This window comes from Nocardiopsis camelliae, from assembly GCF_028993595.1.
Taxonomy (GTDB): domain Bacteria; phylum Actinomycetota; class Actinomycetes; order Streptosporangiales; family Streptosporangiaceae; genus Nocardiopsis; species Nocardiopsis dassonvillei.
In genome coordinates, this window is the sequence record NZ_CP118614.1 from 395,677 (window position 1) to 419,345 (window position 23,669).

At 74.5% G+C, this 23,669-nt stretch carries 21 protein-coding genes; 11 read left to right on the forward strand and 10 right to left on the reverse strand.

The genetic code is table 11. From position 1 onward, the window contains the following. Positions 1 to 7 precede the first annotated feature (7 nt). From PV789_RS01885 to PV789_RS01895, 3 genes are all read right to left on the reverse strand, one after another. On the reverse strand, positions 8 to 772 hold the full coding sequence (locus PV789_RS01885; protein ID WP_274975885.1) for a hypothetical protein: 765 nt from the start codon (positions 770 to 772) through the stop codon (positions 8 to 10). 216 nt (positions 773 to 988) lie between these two features. Further along, positions 989 to 1,444: a hypothetical protein gene (locus tag PV789_RS01890; protein ID WP_274975886.1), complete on the reverse strand. Its 456-nt coding sequence runs from the start codon at positions 1,442 to 1,444 to the stop codon at positions 989 to 991. 270 nt (positions 1,445 to 1,714) lie between these two features. Further along, positions 1,715 to 2,269: a gamma carbonic anhydrase family protein gene (locus PV789_RS01895; RefSeq protein ID WP_274975887.1), complete on the reverse strand. Its 555-nt coding sequence runs from the start codon at positions 2,267 to 2,269 to the stop codon at positions 1,715 to 1,717. 397 nt (positions 2,270 to 2,666) lie between these two features. On the opposite strand from PV789_RS01895, the gene PV789_RS01900 reads away from it, so the two are divergent. Together PV789_RS01900 and PV789_RS01905 are read left to right on the forward strand one after the other, a co-directional pair. Beyond that, positions 2,667 to 3,902, forward strand: a complete 1,236-nt coding sequence (locus PV789_RS01900; RefSeq protein ID WP_274978018.1) for an ATP synthase F0 subunit B — start codon at positions 2,667 to 2,669, stop codon at positions 3,900 to 3,902. Positions 3,903 to 4,099: 197 nt separating this feature from the next. Beyond that, positions 4,100 to 4,549 (forward strand): GNAT family N-acetyltransferase, encoded by a 450-nt coding sequence (locus PV789_RS01905; protein ID WP_274975888.1) that lies wholly within the window; start codon positions 4,100 to 4,102, stop codon positions 4,547 to 4,549. Positions 4,550 to 4,559: 10 nt separating this feature from the next. Here the strand turns inward: PV789_RS01905 and PV789_RS01910 are convergent, their stop codons facing one another. Next, a complete protein-coding gene (locus PV789_RS01910) occupies positions 4,560 to 6,326 on the reverse strand; it encodes an MDR family MFS transporter (RefSeq protein ID WP_274978019.1) in 1,767 nt (588 codons plus the stop codon). Between the two features lie 206 nt (positions 6,327 to 6,532). Between PV789_RS01910 and PV789_RS01915 the strand changes: the two genes are divergently transcribed. Next, entirely contained in the window at positions 6,533 to 7,150 is a 618-nt protein-coding gene (locus PV789_RS01915; protein WP_274975889.1) for a TetR/AcrR family transcriptional regulator, read from the forward strand. A gap of 108 nt (positions 7,151 to 7,258) precedes the next feature. After that, complete coding sequence (locus PV789_RS01920) at positions 7,259 to 7,915, forward strand: SAM-dependent methyltransferase (RefSeq protein WP_274975890.1); 657 nt, start codon at positions 7,259 to 7,261, stop codon at positions 7,913 to 7,915. A 63-nt stretch (positions 7,916 to 7,978) separates the two neighbouring features. Here PV789_RS01920 and PV789_RS01925 read toward each other — a convergent pair whose 3' ends face one another. Further along, entirely contained in the window at positions 7,979 to 8,359 is a 381-nt protein-coding gene (locus PV789_RS01925; RefSeq protein ID WP_047868469.1) for a RidA family protein, read from the reverse strand. 183 nt (positions 8,360 to 8,542) lie between these two features. Here PV789_RS01925 and PV789_RS01930 point away from each other — a divergent pair, with 183 nt between their 5' ends. Together PV789_RS01930 and PV789_RS01935 are read left to right on the forward strand one after the other, a co-directional pair. After that, the gene (locus PV789_RS01930; RefSeq protein ID WP_274975891.1) at positions 8,543 to 10,141 is read left to right on the forward strand and encodes an N-acyl-D-amino-acid deacylase family protein; all 1,599 of its coding nucleotides are present in this window, start codon (positions 8,543 to 8,545) and stop codon (positions 10,139 to 10,141) included. Continuing rightward, on the forward strand, positions 10,138 to 11,100 hold the full coding sequence (locus tag PV789_RS01935; protein WP_274975892.1) for a sugar kinase: 963 nt from the start codon (positions 10,138 to 10,140) through the stop codon (positions 11,098 to 11,100). The genes PV789_RS01930 and PV789_RS01935 overlap by 4 nt, the downstream gene beginning before the upstream one ends. 16 nt (positions 11,101 to 11,116) lie before the next feature. Here the strand turns inward: PV789_RS01935 and PV789_RS01940 are convergent, their stop codons facing one another. Next, positions 11,117 to 11,434 carry a hypothetical protein gene (locus PV789_RS01940; RefSeq protein ID WP_013156478.1) on the reverse strand — a complete coding sequence of 106 codons (318 nt, stop codon included), beginning with the start codon at positions 11,432 to 11,434 and terminating at the stop codon, positions 11,117 to 11,119. Positions 11,435 to 11,666: 232 nt separating this feature from the next. On the opposite strand from PV789_RS01940, the gene PV789_RS01945 reads away from it, so the two are divergent. After that, positions 11,667 to 11,957, forward strand: a complete 291-nt coding sequence (locus tag PV789_RS01945) for a DUF6412 domain-containing protein (protein WP_013156479.1) — start codon at positions 11,667 to 11,669, stop codon at positions 11,955 to 11,957. Positions 11,958 to 12,092: 135 nt separating this feature from the next. After that, positions 12,093 to 12,812, forward strand: coding sequence for a YidC/Oxa1 family membrane protein insertase (locus tag PV789_RS01950; protein ID WP_274975893.1), 720 nt, complete (start codon positions 12,093 to 12,095; stop codon positions 12,810 to 12,812). 43 nt (positions 12,813 to 12,855) lie between these two features. Here PV789_RS01950 and PV789_RS01955 read toward each other — a convergent pair whose 3' ends face one another. From PV789_RS01955 to PV789_RS01965, 3 genes are all read right to left on the reverse strand, one after another. Next, positions 12,856 to 13,473, reverse strand: coding sequence for a superoxide dismutase family protein (locus PV789_RS01955; RefSeq protein WP_274975894.1), 618 nt, complete (start codon positions 13,471 to 13,473; stop codon positions 12,856 to 12,858). A 63-nt stretch (positions 13,474 to 13,536) separates the two neighbouring features. Beyond that, positions 13,537 to 14,031 (reverse strand): DUF3291 domain-containing protein, encoded by a 495-nt coding sequence (locus PV789_RS01960; protein ID WP_274978020.1) that lies wholly within the window; start codon positions 14,029 to 14,031, stop codon positions 13,537 to 13,539. A gap of 20 nt (positions 14,032 to 14,051) precedes the next feature. Continuing rightward, positions 14,052 to 14,750, reverse strand: coding sequence for a helix-turn-helix transcriptional regulator (locus PV789_RS01965; RefSeq protein WP_274975895.1), 699 nt, complete (start codon positions 14,748 to 14,750; stop codon positions 14,052 to 14,054). Positions 14,751 to 14,830: 80 nt separating this feature from the next. Here PV789_RS01965 and PV789_RS01970 point away from each other — a divergent pair, with 80 nt between their 5' ends. Next, positions 14,831 to 15,451, forward strand: a complete 621-nt coding sequence (locus PV789_RS01970) for a YigZ family protein (RefSeq protein WP_274975896.1) — start codon at positions 14,831 to 14,833, stop codon at positions 15,449 to 15,451. Positions 15,452 to 15,560: 109 nt separating this feature from the next. Further along, on the forward strand, positions 15,561 to 17,120 hold the full coding sequence (locus PV789_RS01975; protein ID WP_274975897.1) for a hypothetical protein: 1,560 nt from the start codon (positions 15,561 to 15,563) through the stop codon (positions 17,118 to 17,120). Positions 17,121 to 17,176: 56 nt separating this feature from the next. Here the strand turns inward: PV789_RS01975 and PV789_RS01980 are convergent, their stop codons facing one another. Continuing rightward, positions 17,177 to 18,634 (reverse strand): hypothetical protein, encoded by a 1,458-nt coding sequence (locus tag PV789_RS01980; protein WP_274975898.1) that lies wholly within the window; start codon positions 18,632 to 18,634, stop codon positions 17,177 to 17,179. 317 nt (positions 18,635 to 18,951) lie between these two features. Between PV789_RS01980 and PV789_RS01985 the strand changes: the two genes are divergently transcribed. Further along, positions 18,952 to 23,658 (forward strand): hypothetical protein, encoded by a 4,707-nt coding sequence (locus tag PV789_RS01985; protein WP_274975899.1) that lies wholly within the window; start codon positions 18,952 to 18,954, stop codon positions 23,656 to 23,658. Positions 23,659 to 23,669 lie beyond the last annotated feature (11 nt).

Sequence of the window (23,669 nt, forward strand, 5' to 3'; positions counted from 1 at the left end):
TCCCGGTTCAGCGCGTGCCCACCGAGTCGAAGGCCGCGTCGATGTCCTCGCTGGCGCCGTCCCCGCCCGCGGTGTTGACCCCGAGCATGAACGCGCCCCGGCCGTCGTCCAGCTCCACGATCACGAAGCGGCCGTAGGTGTCCCCCGAGTCGCTGCCCATGGTCGCTCCGAAGGCGGGCAGCCCGTCCACGTCGGTCTGGCCGGAGGGCTCGGCCCACACGCCGCCCTCGGCGGCCAGGTCGGCCGCCAGGTCCACGGCCAGGCGCACCCCGGCCACCGCGATCGGCTCCACCGAACCGAGTTCCTCGGTGCCGGTGACGATGACCGCGTCCGGGTCCCCGGCCGGACCGAGGACCGCGTAGGAGGTGTACTCCGAGGGGACCTCCTCGCCGCCGAGCCTGTTCCACTCCCCACCGGGGAGTTCGTAGGCCAACCCGGCCGGGGAGTCCGCGCCGGTGTCCCCGCCGTCCGCCGGGTCCCGCGGGGCGTCCTCCGTCCCCCCGGTGCCGCTCTCTTCCTCCCCCGCGCCACCGCCGTCGGCCGCGTCTCCGCTCTCCCCGGCCGACTCCGGAGCCGAACCGGACAGCGGCCCGCCGTCGGAGAGGAACCAGCCGAGTCCGGCCGCGGTGGCCAGCAGGAAGGCGAAGGTCACGACGAGGGCGATGGTGAGGGTGACCCGACGGGCGTTGTCCGGCTCTCGGCCGTCGGTGCGGGGGCGGGGACCGACGCGGTGTCGGTCGCCGCGGTCCGGCCTTTCCGGTCCTGGTGGCATCAGGGGCTCCTGTGTGCTGCTGGGGGGTTCCCGGGGGCCGGGGCCCACAGAAGCACTACCCAGACCGGGGCGCGCGGAGACGGACCGCCGTGGCCGGATCGGGCCGCCCCCGGACAGCTTGGTCGGACGGCGTGGTCGGCCGGTGCGGCCGGGCTCCGCCGTTCCGGGCGGCCGGAGGGGACTCCGGGCCGTGGGCGGGAGAGGGGCGGGACGGCCTCAGACGTGCCAGGGGGCGAGGGGCAGCGGGGACCACAGGATGTGGGGCTCGGGCACGTCACGGGGCGCGGGCAGCACCGTGGGCGGCAGCCGGTACTCGGCCGGGAGCGGATCGGTGGACCACGAGCGCCGCGTGCCGGGGGCCTCGTCGCGCGGCCGGACGACGTGGCCGGGCACGGGGCCCACCGCCGGGGGAGGCTGCTCGGGGGCCGGGTCGCGGACGTGTGCCGTCCCGTCGGCGGGGCCGGACCCGTCGCGGGGGAGAGGGCCGCCGGGACGGGCCGGTTCGGCGGGGGCCGCGGGCGCCCCGGACAGCCCGAGCACCCGGTCGATCTCCTCGGGGCTGAGCGGGCGGTCGGCGTCGGCCACCGCGATGAGCACCTCGGCGTACAGTTCGATCTCGTCCAGCGCGACGTGGTCGTGGAGGTGGTCGTGCAGGTCGAGGCTGTGGTTCACGTGAGCTCACCCCCTGGGACAACGGTGTCGCGGCAGGACGGGACACCCCGCGCCGGAGTGCCGTGGGTGCGGGTGCGACGGATCCGGACCCACGCGAGCGTGAGGAGTACCAGGCTACGCGCAGGGCGGACCGGTGCGCATGACCCGTGAGGACCAGGCGGCGGAGTCACCCGGGTTAGCCAGGAGGGGGCCCGGCCTGGGCGGACGCGGTGCTTTCGGACCACCGGGCCGGTGCCCCGGGTACGACTTTCGTCCCCGCCCGGCGTGACGTCAGGCCCAGGTGACCTCCTGGTGCTGGGCGGTGAGCGACGCGTAGTGGGCCGGAGTGTGCTGGAGCACCAGCCGGTCGTCGTCGTTGAGCTCACGCACCACCTTGCCCGGCACACCAGCCCACAGCGTGTCCGGCGGGACGGTCTTGCCCGGCGGCACCAGGGCGCCCGCCGCGACCAGTGCGCCCCGGCCGACGCGGGCGCCGCCCAGCACGATGGCGCCGATGCCGATGAGAGCGCCCTCCTCCACGACCGCGCCGTGCACCATCGCCTTGTGGCCCAGACTCACGTCGTCGTGCAGGACGACGGGCTCACCGGGGTCGGAGTGCAGGCCGCACTGGTCCTGGATGTTGACCCGCTCACCGACCACGATGTCCTCGGTGTCGGCGCGCAGCACCGACCCGTACCACACGCTGCTCCGGGCGCCCAGGCGCACGCGGCCGACCACCACCGCGCCGGGCGCGATCCACGCGCTCGGATGGACCTCCGGTCGTCCGAAGTCCGCTCCGCCCACGCGGGGCCCCGCGTGCCCGCCTTCCGTACGGCCGTTGTCCATCTCGTGGCCCTCCCTGCGTCTCGTACCGCCGTGTCCGTCTCCCCCGGGAGGGGGCGGATCAGCGGGAAGTTGACCGCTCTGCCCCCGTACGGGGATGATCGCGCATACCTTAGTAAGAACGTGACCGGGGTCCGCACGGCGATGTCCGGTCGGGGATCTTGACGCGGCCGCGCCGCGCGTGTCTACCTTGGTCGCCTGGACGGTGTCCACGGCGTTACGCTCCGCTCCCGACCGGTGCCCCCAGGCGGCCGGGCCGGTATGCAGAAAAGGGCACTATCGGGCGTATGTCGCTGACGAGACCAATCCGGTGTCGTGGTGACAATGGGTACGGGTCAACTCGCACCTTCTGCGTCGTACAGTCACAACGGTGTAAGGACATGAAGGGCACATGAGCGATATGTTGCCGGGCGGCGGACTCCAGCAGGACAGGTTTCCGACGGTGCGCAAGGGCGGCTATGACAAGGCGCACGTCGACGACTACTTCGTGCGGACGGACAACCAGGTCAAGAGCCTCCGCGAGCGCCTCCAGCGGTTGGACGACGAGCTGGAGCAGTACAAGCGCGACCTCGCCATCGCCCGTGAGAAGGCGCAGGTCAAGCCGGAGCACGAGCAGATCAGCGAGCGCATGGCCGAGATCCTGCGCATCGCCGAGGAGGAGGCCCAGGAGCGCCGCTCCAGGGTCGAGTCCGAGGTGAAGGAGGCCGAGAAGAAGGCCCAGGAGGAGATCGCCAAGTACCGCAAGGACGCCGAGGAGCACGCCGAGCGGATCCTGTCCTCCGCGCGCTCGGAGGCCCACTCGATGGTCGACAGCGCCAAGAAGGAGTCCGACCAGCTCCGGGACCAGGCCAAGCAGGAGGGCGAGCGCCGCCTGAACGAGGCCGAGGCGCGCGCGAAGAAGATCCACGACACCGCGGACCGCAGGCTCGCCACCCTCACCGCCACGCACGCCGAGGCGCTGCGCCGCCTCAAGGACATGCACTCGACCCTGGCCGACCTGGTCGCGGCCGAGGACAAGGCGGGCGCGCTGGAGAGCGGGCTCTCCCGCGAGGAGATGGCGGCCGCTCCCGCCCCCGCCAAGCCGGTCCCGGCCAAGCCCGCCGCGGCGGCCAAGGCCCCGGCCCCCGAGCGTGCCGCGGAGCCCTCCCGGCCCCAGCCCCGTCCCGAGGCGGCCGCTCCCGCCCCGGCCAAGCCGGCCCCGGCCGCGCCCGGGGACAAGGACGAGGCCACCACCAAGCTGCCCCCCCTCCAGCAGCAGCCGGACGAGGCGACCGTGCGCATCAGGCCGGTGGCCAAGCCGGAGCAGGCCGGCCAGGACCCGGCGGGGGCCTCCTCCCCGAAGGACCAGGCCCAGTCCGCTCCCCGTCCCCCGCAGGGCGCCCGCTTCACCGGCCCCGCCCCCGAGGGCGACGAGAAGCCGCAGTCCGGCCAGCAGCAGGGCCAGGCGGGTCCGCAGCAGCCGCAGTCCGGCCAGGAGCAGGGCCAGAAGCAGCCGCAGTCCGGTCCGCAGCAGGGCCAGAAGGGCCAGGAGCAGGGCGGCGACCCGGGCATCACCGGTATTTACCGCCACCCGGAGTCCGGCCACAACCAGCCGCCCAAGGGCGAGGACGGCGTCCGGGTCATCCGCAAGCCCTGACCCGCGGCCGCGCGCGGACGGGAGCGCCCGGGGAGCCCTCCCCGGCCAGTCCCCGAGGCCCGCGGAGCGCCCCGGCGGCGCACCGGCCCGGAACGCGATCCGGGGGCGGGGACCATGTCCCCGCCCCCGGCGTTTTGTGGCCCGATGTAGGGTGACGTCCGCCTTGTCGCAGGCTGTCGGCTACGATGCCGACAGCCATGATTATCCGCGCGGCCATCCGGTCGGACCTCGGTGCGATTCTGCGTCTTCTCAGGGAACTCGGCGACACCACCAACGCGCAGAGCGCGCACGTTCGCATGTCCTCCGCCGCCGTACGCGCCTGGACGCGGATGGAGAACGACCCCGACCGCACGATCCTCGTCGCCGAGCAGCGCGGCCAGATCATCGGCACCCTGGACCTGCTGGTCGTGGCCAACCTGACCCACGACGCCCAGCCCTGGGCCGTGGTGGACAACCTCGTGGTCGACCCCCTGGCCCGGGGCCGGGGCATCGGCCGGGCGCTCATGGAGGACGCGCTCGACCGCGCCACGCGGGCCGGGTGCTACAAGGTGGAGCTGCTGGCGCACGAGAACGGCCAGGACGTCCACCGGTTCCACACCGCGCTGGGCTTCGACAGCTCCGCCGAGGGCTTCCGCCGCTACCTGTGACCCGCGGGCGTCAGCGCTTGGCCGCCGTGCCCCCGCTCAGCGGCACGCCCCGCATGAACACCACGGTGACCAGCCCGATCACGGCGATCGGGATCCCCGCCAGGAACACGCCCTGCATGGCGTGGTCGAAGGCGCCCACGACCACCTCGCGGACCGGCCCCGGCAGCGAGTGCACCAGTTCGGGGGAGCCCTGCGCGGCCTCGGCCGCCTCGGACAGTCCGACCGACAGCTCCCGCGCCCCCGAGTCGGTCCCGGCCGCGGCGTCCGCCGCCACCCGGGCCCGCGCGTCGGCCGACGCCTGGGCCAGCTCGCCGTTGAGCCGTCCCACCATCACCGCGCCGAACGCGGCCACGCCGGTGGCGCCGCCCAGGTTGCGGAAGAACACGACGGAGGCCGTGCCCGTGGCCATGTCCGCCAGGGGCAGGGCGCTCTGCGTCGCCAGCAGCAGGATCTGCATGCACAGGCCCAGCCCCAGGCCGACCATCACCTGGCCCGCGACCACCGTGGTCAGCCCGGTGTCCAGATAGGCCAGGCTGAGGGCGGCGAACCCGAACAGGCACAGGGCCATGCCCGTGACCGGGTAGGCCTTCCACCGGCCGCTGCCGCCCACCGCGTAGCCGGAGCCGATCGAGGTGAGCAGGAACGACGCCACCAGCGGCAGCGTCATCAGGCCCGAAACGGTCGGCGTCATGCCGTGCACCATCTGGAGGTACTGCGGCATGTAGATGATCAGGCCGAACATCATCATCCCGACGCAGGCCGACCCGAGCGAGGACAGCACGAACGTCCGGTCGCCGAACAGGCGTGCCGGGATGATCGGCTCCCGCGCCCGCCGCTCGACCACCACGGCCGCGGCGGTGAGCAGGAGGGCCCCGGCGCCCAGGGCGTAGGACAGCGGCGAGTTCCACGGGAACTGGGTGCCGCCCAGGCTGAGCAGCACGATCACGGTGCTCGCGGCGCTGAAGATCAGCCCGGCGCCCAGCCAGTCCACCGGCGCGTCGCGGCGGGGGACGAAGGGCATGGTGAACATGAACTGGATGACGACGAAGGCGAACAGGGCCAGCGGCACGGTGATGAGGAAGCACCACCGCCAGCCGAGCGGGCTGTCCACGAGGAACCCGCCCACCAGCGGCCCCAGCACGGTGGACACCCCGAACACCATGCCGATGAGTCCGCTGTAGCGGCCGCGCTCGCGGGGCGGGACCACGTCTCCCAGGATGATGTTGGGCAGTGTGGCCAGCCCGCCGACGCCCAGCCCCTGGAGGGCGCGGGCCGCGATCAGCCAGTTGATGTCCTGCGCCAGGCCCGCGGCGACCGAGGCCACGATGAAGATGCCCAGGGCCAGCTGGAAGAGGAGCTTGCGCCCCCAGACGTCGGAGAGCTTGCCCCACACGGGGGTGGAGGCCGTCATCGTGAGCAGGGCGGCCGTGGCGACCCAGGCCAGGCGGTCCTGGCCGCCCAGCTCCCCCATGATCGTCGGCAGTGCGGTGCCCACGATGGAGTTGGTGAGCATCGAGGTGAGCATGGCCAAGACCAGGCCGACCATGATTCGGCGCACCACGCGGCGCGAGGGCAGCTCGGGGGTCCCGTCGGCGGCGGAGCCGGCCGGGGCGCCCGCCGCGGAGGAGGCCTCGGGGGCGTCCCCGGCCGGGGCGCTCCCGTTCGGGGCCTCCGTCAGCGGTGTCTCGGTGGGGGGATCATCGGAGGTCCGTGTTCGCGCGACCGTTCGGGGTTCGACGCCCGGGGGAGTGTCCCCGGTTCCGGCCCCTCCACGCAACGACTGTTCCACACAAGCCCCCGATCGCGGACGCACGAAAGGCCCCGCGGCGTGCTGCCGGGGGCGTCGTCCTGTTCCCAGGTATATGTAAACACTGTTGACCTGTCAAATCGATATCTCTCCGCACGTTTCGGTATGCGACGGTTCTCCAGAAGTGTCAACCTGGAGTACTGACCGCCAGTTCGCAGCCGCCAAGGGGTACGCAGATGGACCGTCCGGAGGAAACCGGAGGCGGCCCCGGGCCGACGCGGGGTCGCGAGGCCACCAGAGCCCGCATTCTGGCCAGCGCCAAGGAGCTGTTCACCAACGAGGGCTACGGGTCGGTGTCGTCGAGGATGATCGCCGCGCACGCGGGGGTCAACGTCGCGCTCATCAACCGCTACTTCGGCGCCAAGAGCGGACTGCTGACCGAACTCCTGCGCGAGGACGGCGTCTTCCCCGGGCTGATCGAGGGCGAACCCGCCACCCTCACCCGGCGCCTGGCGGAGCAGGCGGTGAGCCGCCTGCACGGCGAGGCCACCGCGCTCCAGCGCGCCCTGGACGACTCCGCGGGCGACCCCGACCTCCAGGCGGTCTACCAGGGGCGGATCACCAGCGCGATGATCGACCCGCTGACGGTCTACCTCGGCGGGAACGACGGCCGGGCGCACGCCTCCCTGCTCTCGGCCGTGATGCTGGGGCTGACCAGGGTGCGCGTGGTCGAGGGGGCCACGGCGCTGCGCGCGCTCGACCGCGACCGGCTCACGGACCGGGTCCAGGCGCTGCTGGACCTGTGCCTGGACGACTTCGCCGAGGGGGACGGGGACGCGCCGGAGGGCGGGTGACCACGGCGGTCCCGATCCGCCCGGGCGGGCGACACGTTTTGCCGGGACGGCAAAGAACTTCGCGCCCCGTGGACCGCGCGTGGAGAGTGGAGCGCGGAGGTGGTCGACATGACCGGTGAGGACACGGCGGACTCCCTGCCCGAGGAGATGGGCGAGGACTTCTGGAACGAGCGCTACCGCTCACGGGAACGGATCTGGAGCGGCAGGCCCAACCGCCACCTGGTGGCCGAGGCGGCCGGCCTCGAAGCCGGGCGGGCGCTGGACGTGGGCGGCGGCGAGGGCGCCGACGCGATCTGGTTGGCCGAACGCGGCTGGCGGGTGACCGCGCTCGACATCTCGACCGTGGCGCTGGACAAGGGAGCCGCCCACGCACGCGAGCGGGGCGGGGACGTGCCCGGGCGCATCACCTGGCAGCGGGCGGACGTGACCCGCTGGTCCCCGGACGAGGGCGCGTTCGACCTGGTGACCTCGCAGTTCATGCACCTGCGCGAACGCTGGCGCGCGCGGTTCTTCGCCGCGCTGGCCTCGGCGGTGGCGCCCGGGGGAGAACTCCTGGTCGTCGCGCACCACCCCCGCGACCTGGAGGAGGGCGTACCGCGCCCACCGGACCCGGACCTGTTCTACACGGGCGACGAGGTGGTGGCGGCCCTGCCCCGGCGGGAGTGGACCGTGCTGGCCGACGAGGTCCGCACCGGGACGGCGGTCGTCGGCGAGGAGACCTTCACCGTGCACGACCTGGTGGTCCGCGCCCGCCGCGAGGCCTGACCGGGGCCGGTCGGAGGCGGCGGGGAACGGCCGGGGCCCGGGAGGGCCCCGGCCGACCGGGGCTCAGTCCCGGAGCTTGGCCACCACGTCGATCTCGACCAGGATGTTCGCCAGGTCCGAACCCACGGTGGTGCGCACGGGGTAGGGCGCGCTGAAGTGCTCCTCGTACACGGCGTTGAACTCCGGGAAGTCCGCCTTGAGGTTCTCCAGGTGGACGGTCGCCTTCACGACGTCGTCCAGCGTCAGGCCGTGCTCGGCCAGCACGGCGGAGATGTTGGCCAGCACCTGGGCGGTCTGCTCGCCCACGGTCGGGGCCACGCGGCCGGTCTCGGGCTCCTGCGGGCCGAAGCCCGCGGTGTACAGGAACCCGCCCGCGACCACTCCCTGGCTGTACGCCCCGGCCGGAGCGGGGGCCTTGTCGGTGCGGACCGCCTTCTTGGACATCCGTGGACTCCTTCGCTGGTCTGCTCCGGCGGCGCGTGCGCGCGCCGGTGCCCGTGCCGTTTCACGGGCGCTTTACTGGCAACAAAGTTATCAATTTTCTTCCGGGCAGCGTATCTTGGCCACACCGGACACCGGTCGGCCGCGCGCCGCACCGGAGTGACCGGTACGTCGAACGGAGGAACAGTGCATTCCGAGACCGTACTCACCGGCGGACTGGTGGTCGACGGCAACGGCGGTCCCTCCCGCCGCGCCGACCTCGTCCTCCGCGACGGACGCATCGCCCACATCGTCCCACCCGGCGGCGCGCGCACCACAGGCACCGTCGTGGACGTGGAGGGGCTCGCGGTCACCCCGGGGTTCGTCGACATGCACTCCCACTCGGACCTGGCCGTCCTCGCAGACCCCGCGCACGAGGCCAAGACCCTCCAGGGCGTCACCCTGGAGGTCCTGGGCCAGGACGGGCTCGGCTACGCCCCCGTCACCGACGACACCGCCGGGGAGCTGCGCGCCCAGCTCGCCGCGTGGAACGGCCGCCCCGACCTCGACCACTCCTGGCGCACCGTCGGCGAGTACCTCGACCGGATCGACGCGGGCGCCCCCGTCAACGCCGCCGTCCTCGTCCCCCAGGGCAACGTGCGCATGGCCGTCCTGGGCGGCGAGGACCGCCCGTCCACCGACGACGAACTCGACCGCATGCGCCGGATCGTCGCCCGGGGCATGGCCGACGGCGCGCACGGACTGTCCGCCGGCCTGACCTACACCCCCGGTATGTACGCCACCGACGACGAGATCGTCGCCCTCCTCGAACCCGTCCGCGCCGCGGGCGGCTACTACTGCCCCCACCACCGCAACTACGGCTCCCGGGTCGTGGAGTCCTACCGCGAGTGCCTGGAGATCGCGCGCCGCGCCCAGGTCGCCCTGCACCTGGCGCACTGCCACGTCAACTTCCCGCAGAACCGCGGCCGCGCCCCCGAGGTCCTGGACGCCATCGACGAGGCCACCGTCCACTACGGCCTCGACGTCACCCTCGACAGCTACCCCTACCGGGCCAGCGCCACCCACCTGGGCGCACCGCTGCCCAGCTGGGTGCAGGTCGGCGGCACCGCCGCCACCCTGGAGCGCCTGCGCGACGCCCCCACCCGCGCCCGCGTCCTGCGCGAGATCGAGGAGGAGGGCACCGACGGCAACCACGGGGTCCCCATGGACTGGTCCGCCATCGTCGTCACCGGCGTCGCCGACCCCGGGCTGTCCTGGGCCGTCGGATCCTCCGTCGCCGACCTCGCGCGCACGCGCGGACGCCTCCCCGGCGACCTCTACATGGAGCTGCTCGTGGCCGACGAGCTGCGCAGCGGCTGCCTGCTCCAGGTGGGCAACGAGGAGAACATCCGCACCATCATGCGACACAGCTCCCACACCGCCGGGAGCGACGGCATCCTCGTCGGCGCCGTGCCGCACCCGCGCGGCTGGGGCACCTTCCCCCGCTACCTGGGCCACTACGTGCGCGAACTCGGCGTGCTCACGCTGGAGGAGTGCGTCCGCCACCTCACCTCCCGGCCCGCGCGTAGACTCGGCCTCACCGACCGCGGCGTCATCCGGAGCGGTGCCGTCGCCGACCTGGTGGTCCTGGACCCCGCCACCGTGGACGCCCGCGCCACCTACGAGGAACCGCGCCTGGCCCCCCGGGGCGTCCACCACGTCCTCGTGTCGGGAGACTTCACCGTCCGGGACGGCCGTCGCACCGACCGCCTGCCCGGCCGATCCGTCCGGAGGAACCACCGATGAGCGAGCACCCGACCCCCGCGGGGAGCGAGCCGACCAGCAGAGCCGACGCCGTCTGCGTCGGCGAGACCATGGCGGTGCTCGCCTCGGCCGGGGCGCTCGCGGCCGGAACGAAGCTGGTCGTGGGCACCGGCGGCGCGGAGTCCAACGTGGCGGTCGCCCTGGCGGCCCTGGGGCACGCCGCCGCCTGGGTCAGCCGGGTCGGCGACGACCCCTTCGGCCGCATCGTCACCGGCGCCGTCGCCGGGTGCGGCGCGGACGTGACCGGCGTGGAGGTGGACCCCGAGCGCCCCACCGGCCTGTACGTCAAGGACACCGGTCCCGGTGGCGCGGGCGTGCTGTACTACCGTGCCGGTTCGGCCGCCTCCGCCCTGTCGGCCGCCGACGCCGAGCGGGTGTGGGCGCGCGACCCCGGCGTGGTCCACCTGTCCGGCATCACCCCGGCCCTGTCCGCGCGCGCCGCCGCGCTCGTGGAGCACCTGCTGGACCGGCGGACCGGGAACGGCGCGCTGCGCTCCTTCGACGTCAACCACCGGCCCGCGCTGTGGGGGGCCAGGACCGCCGCGCCGGTGCTGCTCGACCTGGCCCGCCGCGCCGACGTGGTCTTCGTGGGCCGGGACGAGGCCGAGCGGCTGTGGGGCACCCCGGCGGCCGAGGACGTGCGGGCGGTGCTGCCCGAGGTGCCGGTCCTGGTGGTCAAGGACGCCGAGCACGGCGCGACCTGCTTCGACTCCGAGGGCGCTGTGTTCGTGCCGTCCCCGCCGGTGGACGTGGTCGAGGCGGTGGGCGCGGGCGACGCGTTCGCCGCCGGTTTCCTGTCCGGCCTGCTCGACGGGCTGTCCGTGGAGCAGCGGCTGCGGCTGGGCCACGCGGTCGCGGGCGCGGTGCTGCGCTCGCCCGGGGACGTCCTGGAAGCCCTGCCCGCGGACGTCGCCCTCGTCCGCGGTTCCGCGGGGGCCTGAGCGCCCGCCCCGGCCCTCAGCCGATGACGATGGCGCCCGCCAGGACCGGGTCGCCGAAGCTCACCGAGCCGTGTCCGGAGGCCAGCGCGCGGCTGCCCTGGCAGCTCGTGCCCGCGAAAAGCGCGAACTTGACCCTGCTCTCCGTGGAGATCCCGGTGACGCCCCCCTGCCCCGTCTTGAGGGTGCGGCAGCCCCCGTTCTCCACGGTCTGCTGGTAGCCGGACTCGAAGGTGACCCGGACCGGGGGAGCCTGGTCCTGTCTGCTCGACAGCCCGGCGATCGCTCCGGCGATGGTGGCGGACATGGTGGCGAGGTTCGCAGGGCGGATCGGCACGGTAACTCCCCTTCTCTGCCGGCCCGCAGGGGGCTCCCGGCGAGCACGGAGTTGGTTACTCTGTGTCATTTAGCTACAGCTTCACGAGAACCGAGAGGAGCCCCGGCGGAGTGTCGGCGGATTTCTGCGCCCGCCGACCGCCGCCGTCCGCCCCGGGGCGCGGCCGGGCGTTGTGGGGCGCCGCCGCCGCGCATACAATGCGGTTCGACCGGAACGGGGAGGTGAGGGCGCCATGAGCCTCCTTCTCGCGTTCTTCGAGTTCCTCATGCTGGGCGTGGTCCCCGCCGAACTCCTGCCGGTCCCCGGCTCCCTGGCGCTGCTGGTCGCCGCCGTCGGCGCTGCCGTCGCCTGGTACGTCCTCCGCGGTACCTGGGCCTGCCCGGCGCGCGACGCCGCCGCGGGAGCGGTGCGCGCTATGCGCCGCAGGTCCGCGCGCCTGCCCGTGCTCACCCTGTGTGACCCCGACGCGGCGGGACGGCCCCGTCCCAGAGCCCCCGGCGCGGCCCTTCCGGCCGCTCGCTGACCCCTTCTCCGACACGCTCCCGTGTGCGTGCGCGCGCCCGCGCCGCGCCCCGGGTGTGCGCTGCGCCCTGCGCGTGCGCGGTCACGAGCGGCCCGACGTCTGTTCCCCTCCCACCGGACGAAGGGCCTTCCCGCCTTGTACAGCCTCGGGCCGATCGCGGCCGCCATGACCCTGCTCTCGACCGTCCTGTCCGCCCTCACCTCACTGCTCGCCCCCCTCGCCGGGGGCCTGGCCGCCGGGCTGGCCGTCGTGGCCCTGACCGTGGCCGTGCGCCTCCTGCTCGTCCCCCTCGGGGTGGTGCAGGTCCGCGCTGAGAAGGCACGCGCGCGCCTTGCCCCGCAGCTGGCGAGGATCACCGCCCGGCACCGCGGGAACCCCGAACGGCTCGTCGCCGAACAGCGCCGGGTCTACGCCGAGGCGGGCACCTCCCCGCTGGCGGGCTGCCTGCCCTCCCTCGCCCAGGTCCCCGTCATGATCGCCCTCTACGGCGTGTTCATCGGCGCGGGCGGCGGTGAGGAGGCGATGCTCGCGCACACCTTCGGCGGCGTCGAACTGGGCGCGACCCTGCTGGGCGGCGCGGGCGGTGCGTCCGCGGCTCCCGTGTTCGCCGCGCTCCTGGCCCTGATCGCCCTCGTGGCCTGGGCCAACCGCCGCTACCTCATGCTGCCCGCGATGCGGGCGGGCGCCGAGGCCGACCCGGGTCGGCCCCAGCTCCCCGGGCTCCTGACCTACATGCAGTTCACGACCGTGGCGGTCGCCGCGTTCGTACCGCTGGCGGGGGGCCTGTACCTGCTGACCTCCAGCGCGTGGGCGCTGGGGGAGCGGCTCCTGCTGCGCCGGGTCGTCCCGGACTGAGCCGTGGCGCGGTCCCCGGAGCGCTCCGGGGACCGCCGGTCCGTCAGAAGTCCACGCTGACGCAGGCCAGGCGGTCGCCCGCCGTGCCCGCCTCGCCCTCACCGGTGTGGGTGTGGTGCTCGTGCAGCACCAGCGACCGGGCCTCGCCCTCGCGGAACCCCCAGTCCACCGTGCTGGTCGCGCGGGCGTTGCCGTCGTCGTCGGTGGTGAAGTCCAGCCAGACCTCGTTCTCGGGGTTGGCGTAGGCGGGGTCGCTGGAGGGCTCGTCCTCCGTGGCGGCCGGGTCGGGCTCGTTCTGGTAGTGGGGGCCCGCGTCGGCCGGGTCGTCGCCGCAGGGCCGGGTGTGCACGTGGGCGCCGAAGTCGCGGCCCCCCTCCAGGCTGGTGCCGGTGAACTGCACGTGGGTCTGCCCGTCCTGGGTGCGCACTTGCACGTCGGAGGTGGCCCCCTCGGGCACGGCGGTCTCGTCGTAGGTGATGGCGCCCGCGCCCTCGCCGGGCGGCAGGAAGATCGACGCGGTCACGCTGGGGGAGGCGCTGGGCGAGGACTGCGGGGACTCCTGGGCGGCCGAGCCGTCGTCCTCCGCGGTGTCGGACTGCGCGCAACCGGTGGCGAGGGTCGCGGTCAGGGCCAGGCCGACGGCGAACGGTGTGATGCGCATGACGGAACTCCCGGTTGCTCTCAGCGGTCGCCCGCAAGACTACCCAAGGTACCCGAGGGATAACTAGGCGTGCGGAACGCGTTCTGCCGGGGGCGGGAAGGGCGACCTGAGGGTGAAGGCCCCGGGGGTGGGGCCTTCGGCGCGCAACAGGTCCAGGCGCCTTCCGGCCTCCTCGACAGTGGGGATCGTACCGCTGGGAATCCACCACAGGACCAGATACGCCTCCCGCAGGTGCTCGAACCACTCGCGGCGCCCGCGCAGCAGCTCCAGGTGCTCACTGCGGTAGGTGAAGTTCCACAGCGACTCCACGTCCCGCCAGACGGAGTAGTTGATCAGGAGGGCGCCGCCGAAGGGCCGCAGGCCGGTGGCGTCCTCCTTGCCCTCCTCCACCAGCCGCCACACGAACCCCGGGGCGCTGTCGGCCAGCGCGTTGATCGGGTCGATGCGGGCGGTGAAGCCCGCCATGGAGGGGTCGTCGAGGGGGGCCTTGAGGACGCCGACGTTGATCTGGGCCAGGTGGTACCCGGAGGGGGAGGTCTCGTTCACGGGACACAGCAGACCACGGCCGGTCTTCTATGTCAATGCTCGTTGTTTTTGGAAATCACCACGCAGCACCGGCCCGGACGGGCGTCCATCCGGGCCTCCGCGCCGTCCTCGCCGCGCCCCTCCAGCAGGCCGCGCAGCAGTTCCAGGTTGAGTCCGCAGGCGAGCGGGGGGAAGGCGCGCGCCAGGGTGTGGAAGGGGCAGTTGAGCAGCCGCACGCCGCCGTCCTCCTCCGGGGCCCCGTCCGGCCCGGAGCCGTCCCCAGGGGTGCGGGCCGCCCCCTCCCCGGGCTCGTAGCCCCGGGCGCGCAGCAGCTCCACCAGGGGCTCCTCCCGGTGTCCCGCACCGATCCGGCGGCCCTCCTCGCGGGCGGCCGCGTGCAGGGCCTCCTCGGCCCCGTGCCGCTCCACCGCCTCCGCCAGCACGTGCGCGGCCAGTTCGTAGTCCCTCGGCGGCAGGTGCAGCGACAGCTCCCGGTCCGCCCGCCGGTACAGCTTGGCCGGACGGCCCGACCCCGGCCCCTCGCGGCCGCTCACCTTGCGGCGGGCCACCTCCAGCAGGCCCGCGTCGGCCAGCCGGTCCAGGTGATGCGCGGCCAGGGTGCGCTGGATGCCGAGGGCGTCCGCGGCCTGGCCGCGGCTGACCTCTCCGCGCGCCGCGGCCACGTACTCGTACAGCCTGCGGCGCACGGGGTCGGCGAGGGTCTGCGCGGCGTCGATCGAGGAGTCGTCCATGCCCCCCATTGTCGGCGCGGCCCGGTACGGCGCGCGGTGGGACACTGGTGGAGGACCACGACCCCTGCCGAACAGGTGACATGCGAACGATCAGACACGGCGGCGAGCACGAGCTGGAGATCCGCAGGTCCCGCTTCGTCTGCGCCCTGGCCAGGGTGGACACCGAGGACGCCGCTCGCGCCTTCATCGCCGAGCGCCGCAAGGAGCACTGGGGCGCCAACCACAACTGCACCGCCTACGTGCTCGGCGACCAGGGCGAGGTCCAGCGCTCCAGCGACGACGGCGAGCCCTCCGGGACCGCGGGGCTGCCCATGCTGGAGGTGCTGCGGCGCAGGGGGATTACCGACACCGTCGCCGTTGTCACCCGCTACTTCGGCGGTGTCAAGCTCGGCGCGGGCGGGCTGATCCGCGCCTACGGCAACGCGGTGTCCGCCGCCGTGGACGCGTTCGGGGTCCTGGAACGCCGCGAGCTCCTCGTCGTGGACGTGTTCGCCGACTACGTGCTCGGCGGACGCCTGGAGAGCGACCTGCGCGACTCCTCCCTGACCGTGCGCGACGTCGCCTACGCCGACAGGGTCCGGATCGAGGTGGCGCTGCCCGGGGCCGACCTGCCCGCGTTCGGGGTCCGCCTGGCCGAGCTGACCGGGGGGAGGGCGGAGTTCGAGGTGCGGGGGACCACGGTCGTCGAGGTGGAGCCCTGAGCCCGCGCCACGTCCCATGGCTGTAACGACTCGCTCTCCCTGTGTCCGCCCGTCGCGGCGCGGCTTAGGATTTGCCGTAAACGTCATCGTTCGTGGGGAGAAACCGTCCATGCGCCGCTCACGGGTGCCCGGGGCCCTCACCTGTGGACTCGCGGTGCTGCTGGCCACCGCGTGCACCGGTGATCCGGAACCCTCCGCGCCCCCTCCGGGGGAGGAGCCCGCCCCCGTCCCGACCGTGTTCGAGGGGCAGGCGCCGCCCGGTGTCGAGGGCGAGGTGCTGCGCTACCTGCACGGCGGTTCCGCCGACGTCCACGAGATCTTCGCCGACCCCCTCGGCGTGCGCATCAGCCCGGTCGGCGACGCCTTCCTGGTCAGCTCCGGCAGCGAGGACCGCCACCTGCTGCACGACGCCGCCACCGGCGAGACCCTGTGGGAGGGCGCGGCTCGCTTCGACGGCTTCGGCACCGACCGCGACGGCGAGCGGGTACTGCTCATGGCGGACGCCGACGGTCTGCCGTTCGTCCTCGACGCCCGCGGCGAGCTGCTGTGGGAACCGGAGCGGGAGGGCGACGCCTACCTCGACGGCCTCGCCGTGCGCCGCCCCGAGGGGTGGACCGCGGAGGAGCCCCACGGATCGTTCTCGCTGCTCGACGGCGGGGGCGACGCGCTGTGGGACTACGAGTTCGAGGCTCCGGCCGAGCCGGAGGAGGAGTCCTCCGAGGGCGGGTCCGGCGAATCCGGGTCCGGCGAGGAGGAGCAGGGGTCCGGGGCCGAGGAGGAGCCCGGGGAACCGGCCCTGGGCGTGCCCGTGGCCGCACGCGAGGACTTGGTCCTGCTCGCCACCGGAGGCCCCGTCCTGCACGCCCGCTCCGTCGGAGCCGACACCGCGGGCGAGGAGCTGTGGACGGTCGACGGCGGGGACGAGGACTTGGGCCTGCCCACCTCCTCCCCGGTTCCCGCGCCGCAGGTGATCGGCTTCTACACGCTCCCCGAACCGGACTCCGCCACCGGGTCCGCGAGCGAGTCGGAGGCCGCGAGCGAGTCCGCGTCCGAGAGCGCCGGGGACGGAGAGGACGGAGCGGACGGGGAGGGCCCGGGGGAGGACGAGTCGGGGGGCGAGGACGTCCTGCTGCTGCGCTGGGCCCAGTCCGAGGCGCCCTCGACCCTCTCCGCGCACGACCCCGGCACCGGCGACCTCCTGTGGATCCTGGAGGAGCCGGGCATGAACCCGGTCGCCGGGGCCTTCGACCCCGACGGCGTCGCGGGCAGCCTCTACGACGAGGCCACGGGAACCCTCCTGCTGCCCCAGGCCAGCGGTGCCGCGCCGGTGGTCGCGGTCGACCTGGCCGGGGGAGAGGTCCTGTGGGGCCTGGAGGAGGAGGCGGGGTCGATCTCCCCGGCCTTCGCCTTCGACGGCCTCGTCTACGGCGACTCCCGCGCCAGCGGCGGACAGGACCGGCAACTGGTGCTCGACGCCGTCACGATGGACGTGGTCGAGGACGAACTCCCGGCGTACGTGGAGGCGGTCACCGAGAGCGGGCACGCCATCCTCGTGCACGACCGGCAGCGCTTCGTCTACGGACCCCTTCCGGATGAGCCCTCCGAGGGGGAGTCCGAGGAGCCCTCCGACGCGGAGGGTTCCGGGGCTCCGGACGACGACGCCAGCTGACCGGCGGCGCCGAGGGGGCGCCCCGGCGGTGGCCTCCGGACACCCGGCCGACGGGCTCAGTTCCTGGGCTCGGCCATCCGCAGGACCACGTCGATCCCCAGCGCGCCCGTGTGCACCGTGCCGTCGTCGAAGGCCTCCCACTGCCAGCGCGCGGCGTGCGAGGAGCCCGCGGCGACCACGATCACGTCCGGCGGCAGGCCCGTCAGCACGTGTTCGTCGGCCTGGCCCAGCGGGCGCGGGACCACCACCACCGTCGGCGCCTGCGTTCCCGGGTCCAGCCCGTGGATCGGGTCCGGGGCCGACACCACCGGGACCGTGTCGGGGACCAGCGAGCGCAGGGGGCGCCCCTGCCTGAGCACCCGTACCCGCAGGCCCGCCGCGTGCAGTCCGTCGGCGACCACGCGCACCGCGTCGGCGGCCACCCTCGGGTCCCCGTCCACCGCCAGCAGCCCGCGCACACGTGTGAAGTCCACGTGCACCAGGGCGTCCGTCCCCTCCTTCTGCCCCAGGCACACCAGCACGCCCCGCAGCGCGGCCCCCGTCATGGTGTGCACGGACGTGCCGAAGCGCACCGGCGCAGACGACCGGCCGCTGCCGTGGCGCCAGGTGGTCGTGTCCACGGCCCGCCAGGAGGAGGCCGGAGGGGTCGCCCCGGCGGGTACCACGGCGGTCGTCTCCGAGGGCGTGGTCAGCAGGGCCACGGGACGCACGGGCACGTCGGCGGGCGCGCCGACCAGCTCCGCGTGCGCGGTCCCGGCCCGCCGGGCCGCGTCGGGGTCGGAGGCGATCAGGTCCGTCGCGGCCCGGCGGCGCCGCGCGGCCGCTCCCGGGCGCGAGGGCCGCCGCTTCTGCGGGCGCTCGGCCCGGGCCGCCGCGACCCTGCGGAACGGCCAGGCCAGGGCCCGGCCGATCGGCTGCCAGAACAGGGTGATGAGGGTCAGCAGGACCAGGCCCGCCGCGCCCGCCGCGAGCAGCCGCGGGTCGATGCTCGGCTCCTCCTCGGCCGCGGCGTCCCCCGGGGCGGCCTCCGCGGAGGGCTCCTCCTCGGGGGGAGGCGTGTAGGCGGGAGGGGCGGGAGGAGGCGAGGGCGGTTCCTGCCCCAGCGCGTTGGCCTGGTCGACCGAGACCACGCACAGGGGGTCCAAGCCCTCGTAGACGCCCTCGCCGCCGGCGTCGAAGGGCACCACCAGGCGCCACTCGGGGAGCACCGCGCGGTCCTCGCCGAGGGCGCCGCCGTCCGCCTGGGTGCGGCCCGCGTTGTACTCGTAGATCTCGTCCGCGCGCCCGGGGTCGCCCAGGACGAGGTCGGCGACGCCCTCCAGGCCGGGGGAGCCCTCCGGGACCACGTAGTAGTACACGGTGGGACAGATGTCGTAGGTGCCGGTGGCGGTGTCCGCCGCGGCCGGTGCCGCGGACGCGACGCACCAGGTGGCGAGGACCGCCGTGAACGCCATGGCCCCGCGCACCGGGCGCGCCTGCGAAGATCCGGACCGTGCCGCCGCTGTCAGGGTCACTCGCTCTCTCCTGTGACTGTCTTCGCTGCTGGGGAACGCCTTCCGGGCCGCGCGGACCGGCGTCGCCGGGCCCGGGGCCGGTTTCCGCGGGGCGGCGGGCACCGTCAGGGGCGGGCGAAGGCAAACCCTACGAGGTTCGGGAGAACTTTGCGCGCCCCTGGGGCATCTGTTCACTCGTGGGCGTGGCAGTCTATGATGTCGGACTCTCCGAGCGCCCCCGGCCCCGGGCCCGCACAGTCCCCTCCCCATCCCCGTGGCAGGTGTGAGATCGCCTGAACCGCGCCGTTCTGCGATCTGGAAAGCGAGCGATACGGGACGTGGCCAAGCAACCGCGCACTCACCACAGGTGGGACCTCCTCGACAGGGAAGGGGACCCGGTTCCGTGGTCCGCCTACGACGTACGTTCGCTCAAGACGTTCTACGAGGGGCTGGCGGACGCCGCCGAGCAGGCCGCCGCCGACCTCCGCAGGCTGGACAAGGGGCAACTGGGCGAGGGCAGCACCGTCGACGCCCTCAAGGAACTCATCGAGGAACTGCCCAAGTACCTGGACAAGGCCCACAACGCCTACGAGAAGGGCTACAAGGCCCTCGAAACCTGGACGGGCGCGCTGGAGACGGCCCGCGAGCAGAGCGGGATCATCGTCTTCGAGGCCGAACAGGCCTACCTCGCCCTGGAGGACCCCGAGGAGTGGAAGCAGGAGACGGACGGTGACGACCCCGTCCGCGACGCCTACGTCACGCGCCTCCGGACGGTGCTCGGTGACATGGACGACGCCGTCAGCACCTGCAAGAACGCCCTGGAGGAGGCCAAGCAGGGCGACCCGAACGAACTGTGGGGATGGCTCGACGCGATCGTCACGTGGGTCGAGGAGAACCCCCTCATCTACGCGGCGATCCTCGTGGTCGGCGGTATCGCCGCCATCTTCATCCCGGGCCTGGGCATCGCCCTGGCCCTCGGGGCGCTCGCGATCAGCGCGTCCACCCTCCACCGCGAGGGCAAGCTCGGTTTCAACATGGAGACGGTCACCACCCTCGGTCTGGACCTGATCTCCCTCGTCCCCGGCGGTGTGCTCCTGCGCGGCGGACGCGCGGTGACTCGGGGTCTGACCGCCGCGGTTCCGCGCGTGACCGGGAGCATCTCCTCGGGAGTGCGCAGCGCCTCCTCGGCGGTACGGGGCGCCACCAGCGGGGTACGGGGCGCGGTGGGCGGCAACCGCGCCGTCCGGACCGTCACGTCGACGGTGGGCCGCGTCAGTCGGGACCACCCGATCATCTCCACGACCATCACCACCGGCGCCCGGGACACCGCCGTCGGCATGGGCTCCTCGATCGCCGTCCAGATGGCCGCCGGTACCTCCTGGGAGGACATCGACCTCGGGTACGAACTCGCCAGCGCCGCCGCGACCAACGTGCCCGGCGCCGCTGTCGGCGCCGCCCGCGACCACGGATCGCTGCCGTCCTTCCTCGGCGGCTCCGACGGTTCGGGCGGCGGCTCCGGCCCGGCTCCGGGGCCCGACACCGCGCCGACGGTCGGCGACGGCGCGCCCCCGGAACCGGTCGCCACTCCGGACACTTCCGACGCTGCCGTGGGCTCCGGCGACTCCGACACGGGCGGGACCCCGTCCACCCCGGGACCGGACGTCACTCCGGCCACCTCGGACGCAGGCGGAACCCCGCCCGCTCCTGACACGGCCGCGTCCCCCTCCACCTCGGGACCGGTCGCCACTCCGTTCACTTCGGACGCGGGTGAAACCCCCTCCACCTCGGGACCGGCTGCCACTCCGGACACTCCCGACGCGGGCGGGACCCCGTCCACCCCGGAACCGGTCGCCACCCCGTCCACTCCTGACACCGGCGGTGCTCCCGCGACCGCCGACGCGGGCGGCACTCCGGGAGCCGCCCATCCCTCCAGCTCCTCGGGGGAAGGCCCGGACGCCTCCCCGCAGGGCGGTACGACCTCCTCCGCCACCGCGGACGCGACGGGCGGCGGTCCCGGCCCCGAGGGCCAGCGCTCCGAGGGCGAGTACGGGGGCTCCACGGGCGGGGCCAACGTCGCGGGCGAGGGCGTGCGCCTGCCCTCCCAGCGCCCGGGCCAGCCCGGAGAGCCGATGGTCGACGACCGCGCGCCGCACCGGAACGACACCCCCGCCGCGGGACGGCCCGGCGAGGAGTCCCCGGCCGCCTCCGGCCGGACGGGCCAGGACGAGGGTTCCGCGGCGCCCACGGGGCCGCGGGCGGAAGACACCCCGGTCGGCCCCGGCAACGGCGTGCCCGCCGCCGCGCACGACGGTACGGGAGCGGCGGACGGCCGCACCGCGGCCTCCGGCGACTTCGGCGAGTACCGCACCGGCCGGGGAGCGGACGGAGAGCGCAGCGTCTCCTACCGCTATCCGGCCGACGGCGGCGACTACACCATGGACGTCACCCGCGACGGAGTGGACGTCAACGGCACCTCGGTGCGGCGTACCGACGACGGTTTCCAGGTGGCCCGACCGGACGGCGCTTCGGTCACGGCCTCACGCGGCGGGAACGACGAGCCGCGGGGCGTCACCCTGACCGGACCGGACGGCGCCCCCGGCGCCTCCTACCGGGACGGGGAGGTGCGCGTCCCCACCGCGGACGGGGACGTCACCGTCTCCCGGGACGGGAACGGCTCCACCATCCGGACCGGCGACGGCCTCACCGTCCAGCAGCCCCGCGGCGACGGCGATGTCCGCATCACCCGGAGCGGAGACGGGCCGGTCGACCTGCGGTTCGGGAACGGGGGCCCGGAGATCACCCGGCCCGGGAACGACGGCTCCTCCGCCGTGCCGCGCACCCGGGTGACCGACCCCGCCACCGGACGGAGCACGGAGATCGGCCCCGACGGCTACCGGCTCGACACCGGGGGCTCGACCTCGCAGAGCTACGACCGCGGGACCGACAGCGCCACCGTGGACTCCGGCGACACCCGCGTCCGGGCCGACCAGCACGAGGTCAGGGTCACCGACGGCGCACGCGGAGTCGACCTGTGGCAGGGCCGTGACGGGGTTGGCACCGCCACGGGCGCCGGCTCCAGGGCGGTCGTCCGGCCGGACGGCAGCGCCGAGATCAGGACGGACAACCCCTCGCTGACCCCGAGGGCCGTCCAGGACGCGAACGGCCACGTCACCGTCGGGGACACCCGTACCGCGACGGGGCGTGTGCGCACCGAGGACGGCGCCACCGTCGGAATCACCGAACGGGACGGCCGGACCGTCGTGGAGGTGCGCGGGACCGACGGGGCCACGCGCTCCTACGGCACCGACGGCCGCCCCCACGGCCCCTACCCGCCGCTGCGCACCGATCCCGCGACGGGCCAGCCCTGCGTACTCACGGGCGGCACCAGGGTGACCCTCGTCCAGGGCTCGGACCCCGCGCTGCGGGTGGACACCCCCCAGGGCTGGACCGTGACCACCTCGCGCGACGGCCAGTCCTCGGTGAGCACGCCCCCGGACGCCCGGGGGGACCGGCTCCAGACCGTCCGCGAACCCGACGGTTCCACCGCGGTGAGGAGCGGCGACCACTGGGTCGCGTCCGGACCCGAGAGGCCCGGCGGCCCCGGGCGCGTGGTGGCGGGCGGGCCCGACGGCGTCCACGCCCGCAGCTCCGCCGACGGCGCCCACGTGTCCGACGGAACGACGCGGACGGACGCCCGGCCGGGGACCTCTCCCGGTCTGGGGAGGGGGGAGACCACGCACGCGGCGCCCCCGTACGGGCAGGTGGCCGAGCACTCGGGCACGGGAGGCCGCGTGACCACCGGCGACGGGGTCACCGTCCACACGCGCGCGGACGGGCTCCGGGTGGACGTGCCCCGCGACGCGGACCGCACCGTCCGCGACGGCGACCGCACCATCGGCGTCGGTCCCCGCGGCACCGACGTGCGCGGCCCCTCCCCGGACAGCCCGGGCAACCCCCCGCTGCGCATGGGCGAGACCGCCGGGGACGCGGGCAGGGTGCCGCCGAGCTGGCGCGTGTCCACGGACCCCGAAGGCGGCATGACCGGACACACCCGCCCCGACCAGGGCGTCAGCGTGCGACCGGAGCCGGGCCGGCTTCCGTCCCCGTTCCGCGGGGCCGACGAGGTCAGCTTCCGGTCGGGGGACATCGAGGGAACCCAGACGCGTTCGGGCCGGACCACGGTCACCGACGGCAACGGAAGCACGGTCCGGGACGGCCGGGGAGGGGTCCGGGTGGACGGCGGCGACGGCCGCCCCGACCTGCGCGTCACCGACGACCACGTCCGGGTGACCACTCCCGGGGGCGCGCAGCACCGGGTGGACGTCCCCGGCGCCCGGACGGACGGGGACGGCACCAGCGCGCCCCGCACCGACGGCGCCCCGGGCGCGCGGACCGACGGTGACGGCGCCCCCGCGCGCGCCGACGACGGCACCGGTGCCTCCGGCGGCCGGGGGGACGGGGACTCCCCGGACGAGGACCGTTCCCCCGTGCGGCCGAGCCTCAACAGCTTCGGCGCCATGCTGGAGGAGATGCGCCTGACGCTCGCCAAGAACTTCGTCAACGTCCTCGGCGGCCTGGGGGTGGAGATCGCGTGGCAGGAGTTCGCCGACGGCGACTTCACGGGTACCGACGTCGTCCAGGCCGTCGTCCAGCTGGGCACCGCCGTTCCCAAGGGCCTGGCCGAGGGCCGGATCTCCGGGACCACCGCGCTGCCGACGGACGGCATGGGATCCCATCTGTCGGCCTTCCCGCTGGAGATGGGCCACCAAGCGGTCCGCAACGACCTCCGCGACCTGATCACGAACGAGTACCTCGACGAGGAGGTCGCCATCACCGCGGAGAGGGGCGCCATCGCGGAACAGGCCGCGTTCCTCGAAGGCGAGCTGATCCCCGAGCTGAGGGCGGAGATCGAGGCCGCCCGTGCGGACGGGAGGCGCCCGGAGGACCTGGAGAGGCTGGGCGCGGTCCTGGACGCGGCCGAGGCGCTGAGCGCGGACCTGGCCAGGAGGGACGCCGAGCTCGACGAGAGGGTCAACCTGCTCTAGGGCCCGGACCG

What these genes read in the sequence shown, in the direction of transcription:
- PV789_RS01970 (WP_274975896.1), top strand. Translation starts at nt 14,831, where the DNA reads ATGCGAACGATCAGACACGGCGGCGAGCACGAGCTGGAGATCCGCAGG.
- PV789_RS01895 (WP_274975887.1), bottom strand. Translation starts at nt 2,269, where the DNA reads ATGGACAACGGCCGTACGGAAGGCGGGCACGCGGGGCCCCGCGTGGGC.
- PV789_RS01975 (WP_274975897.1), top strand. Translation starts at nt 15,561, where the DNA reads ATGCGCCGCTCACGGGTGCCCGGGGCCCTCACCTGTGGACTCGCGGTG.
- PV789_RS01925 (WP_047868469.1), bottom strand. Translation starts at nt 8,359, where the DNA reads ATGTCCAAGAAGGCGGTCCGCACCGACAAGGCCCCCGCTCCGGCCGGG.
- PV789_RS01905 (WP_274975888.1), top strand. Translation starts at nt 4,100, where the DNA reads ATGATTATCCGCGCGGCCATCCGGTCGGACCTCGGTGCGATTCTGCGT.
- PV789_RS01965 (WP_274975895.1), bottom strand. Translation starts at nt 14,750, where the DNA reads ATGGACGACTCCTCGATCGACGCCGCGCAGACCCTCGCCGACCCCGTG.
- PV789_RS01920 (WP_274975890.1), top strand. Translation starts at nt 7,259, where the DNA reads ATGACCGGTGAGGACACGGCGGACTCCCTGCCCGAGGAGATGGGCGAG.
- PV789_RS01900 (WP_274978018.1), top strand. Translation starts at nt 2,667, where the DNA reads ATGTTGCCGGGCGGCGGACTCCAGCAGGACAGGTTTCCGACGGTGCGC.
- PV789_RS01955 (WP_274975894.1), bottom strand. Translation starts at nt 13,473, where the DNA reads ATGCGCATCACACCGTTCGCCGTCGGCCTGGCCCTGACCGCGACCCTC.
- PV789_RS01885 (WP_274975885.1), bottom strand. Translation starts at nt 772, where the DNA reads ATGCCACCAGGACCGGAAAGGCCGGACCGCGGCGACCGACACCGCGTC.
- PV789_RS01935 (WP_274975892.1), top strand. Translation starts at nt 10,138, where the DNA reads ATGAGCGAGCACCCGACCCCCGCGGGGAGCGAGCCGACCAGCAGAGCC.
- PV789_RS01915 (WP_274975889.1), top strand. Translation starts at nt 6,533, where the DNA reads ATGGACCGTCCGGAGGAAACCGGAGGCGGCCCCGGGCCGACGCGGGGT.
- PV789_RS01945 (WP_013156479.1), top strand. Translation starts at nt 11,667, where the DNA reads ATGAGCCTCCTTCTCGCGTTCTTCGAGTTCCTCATGCTGGGCGTGGTC.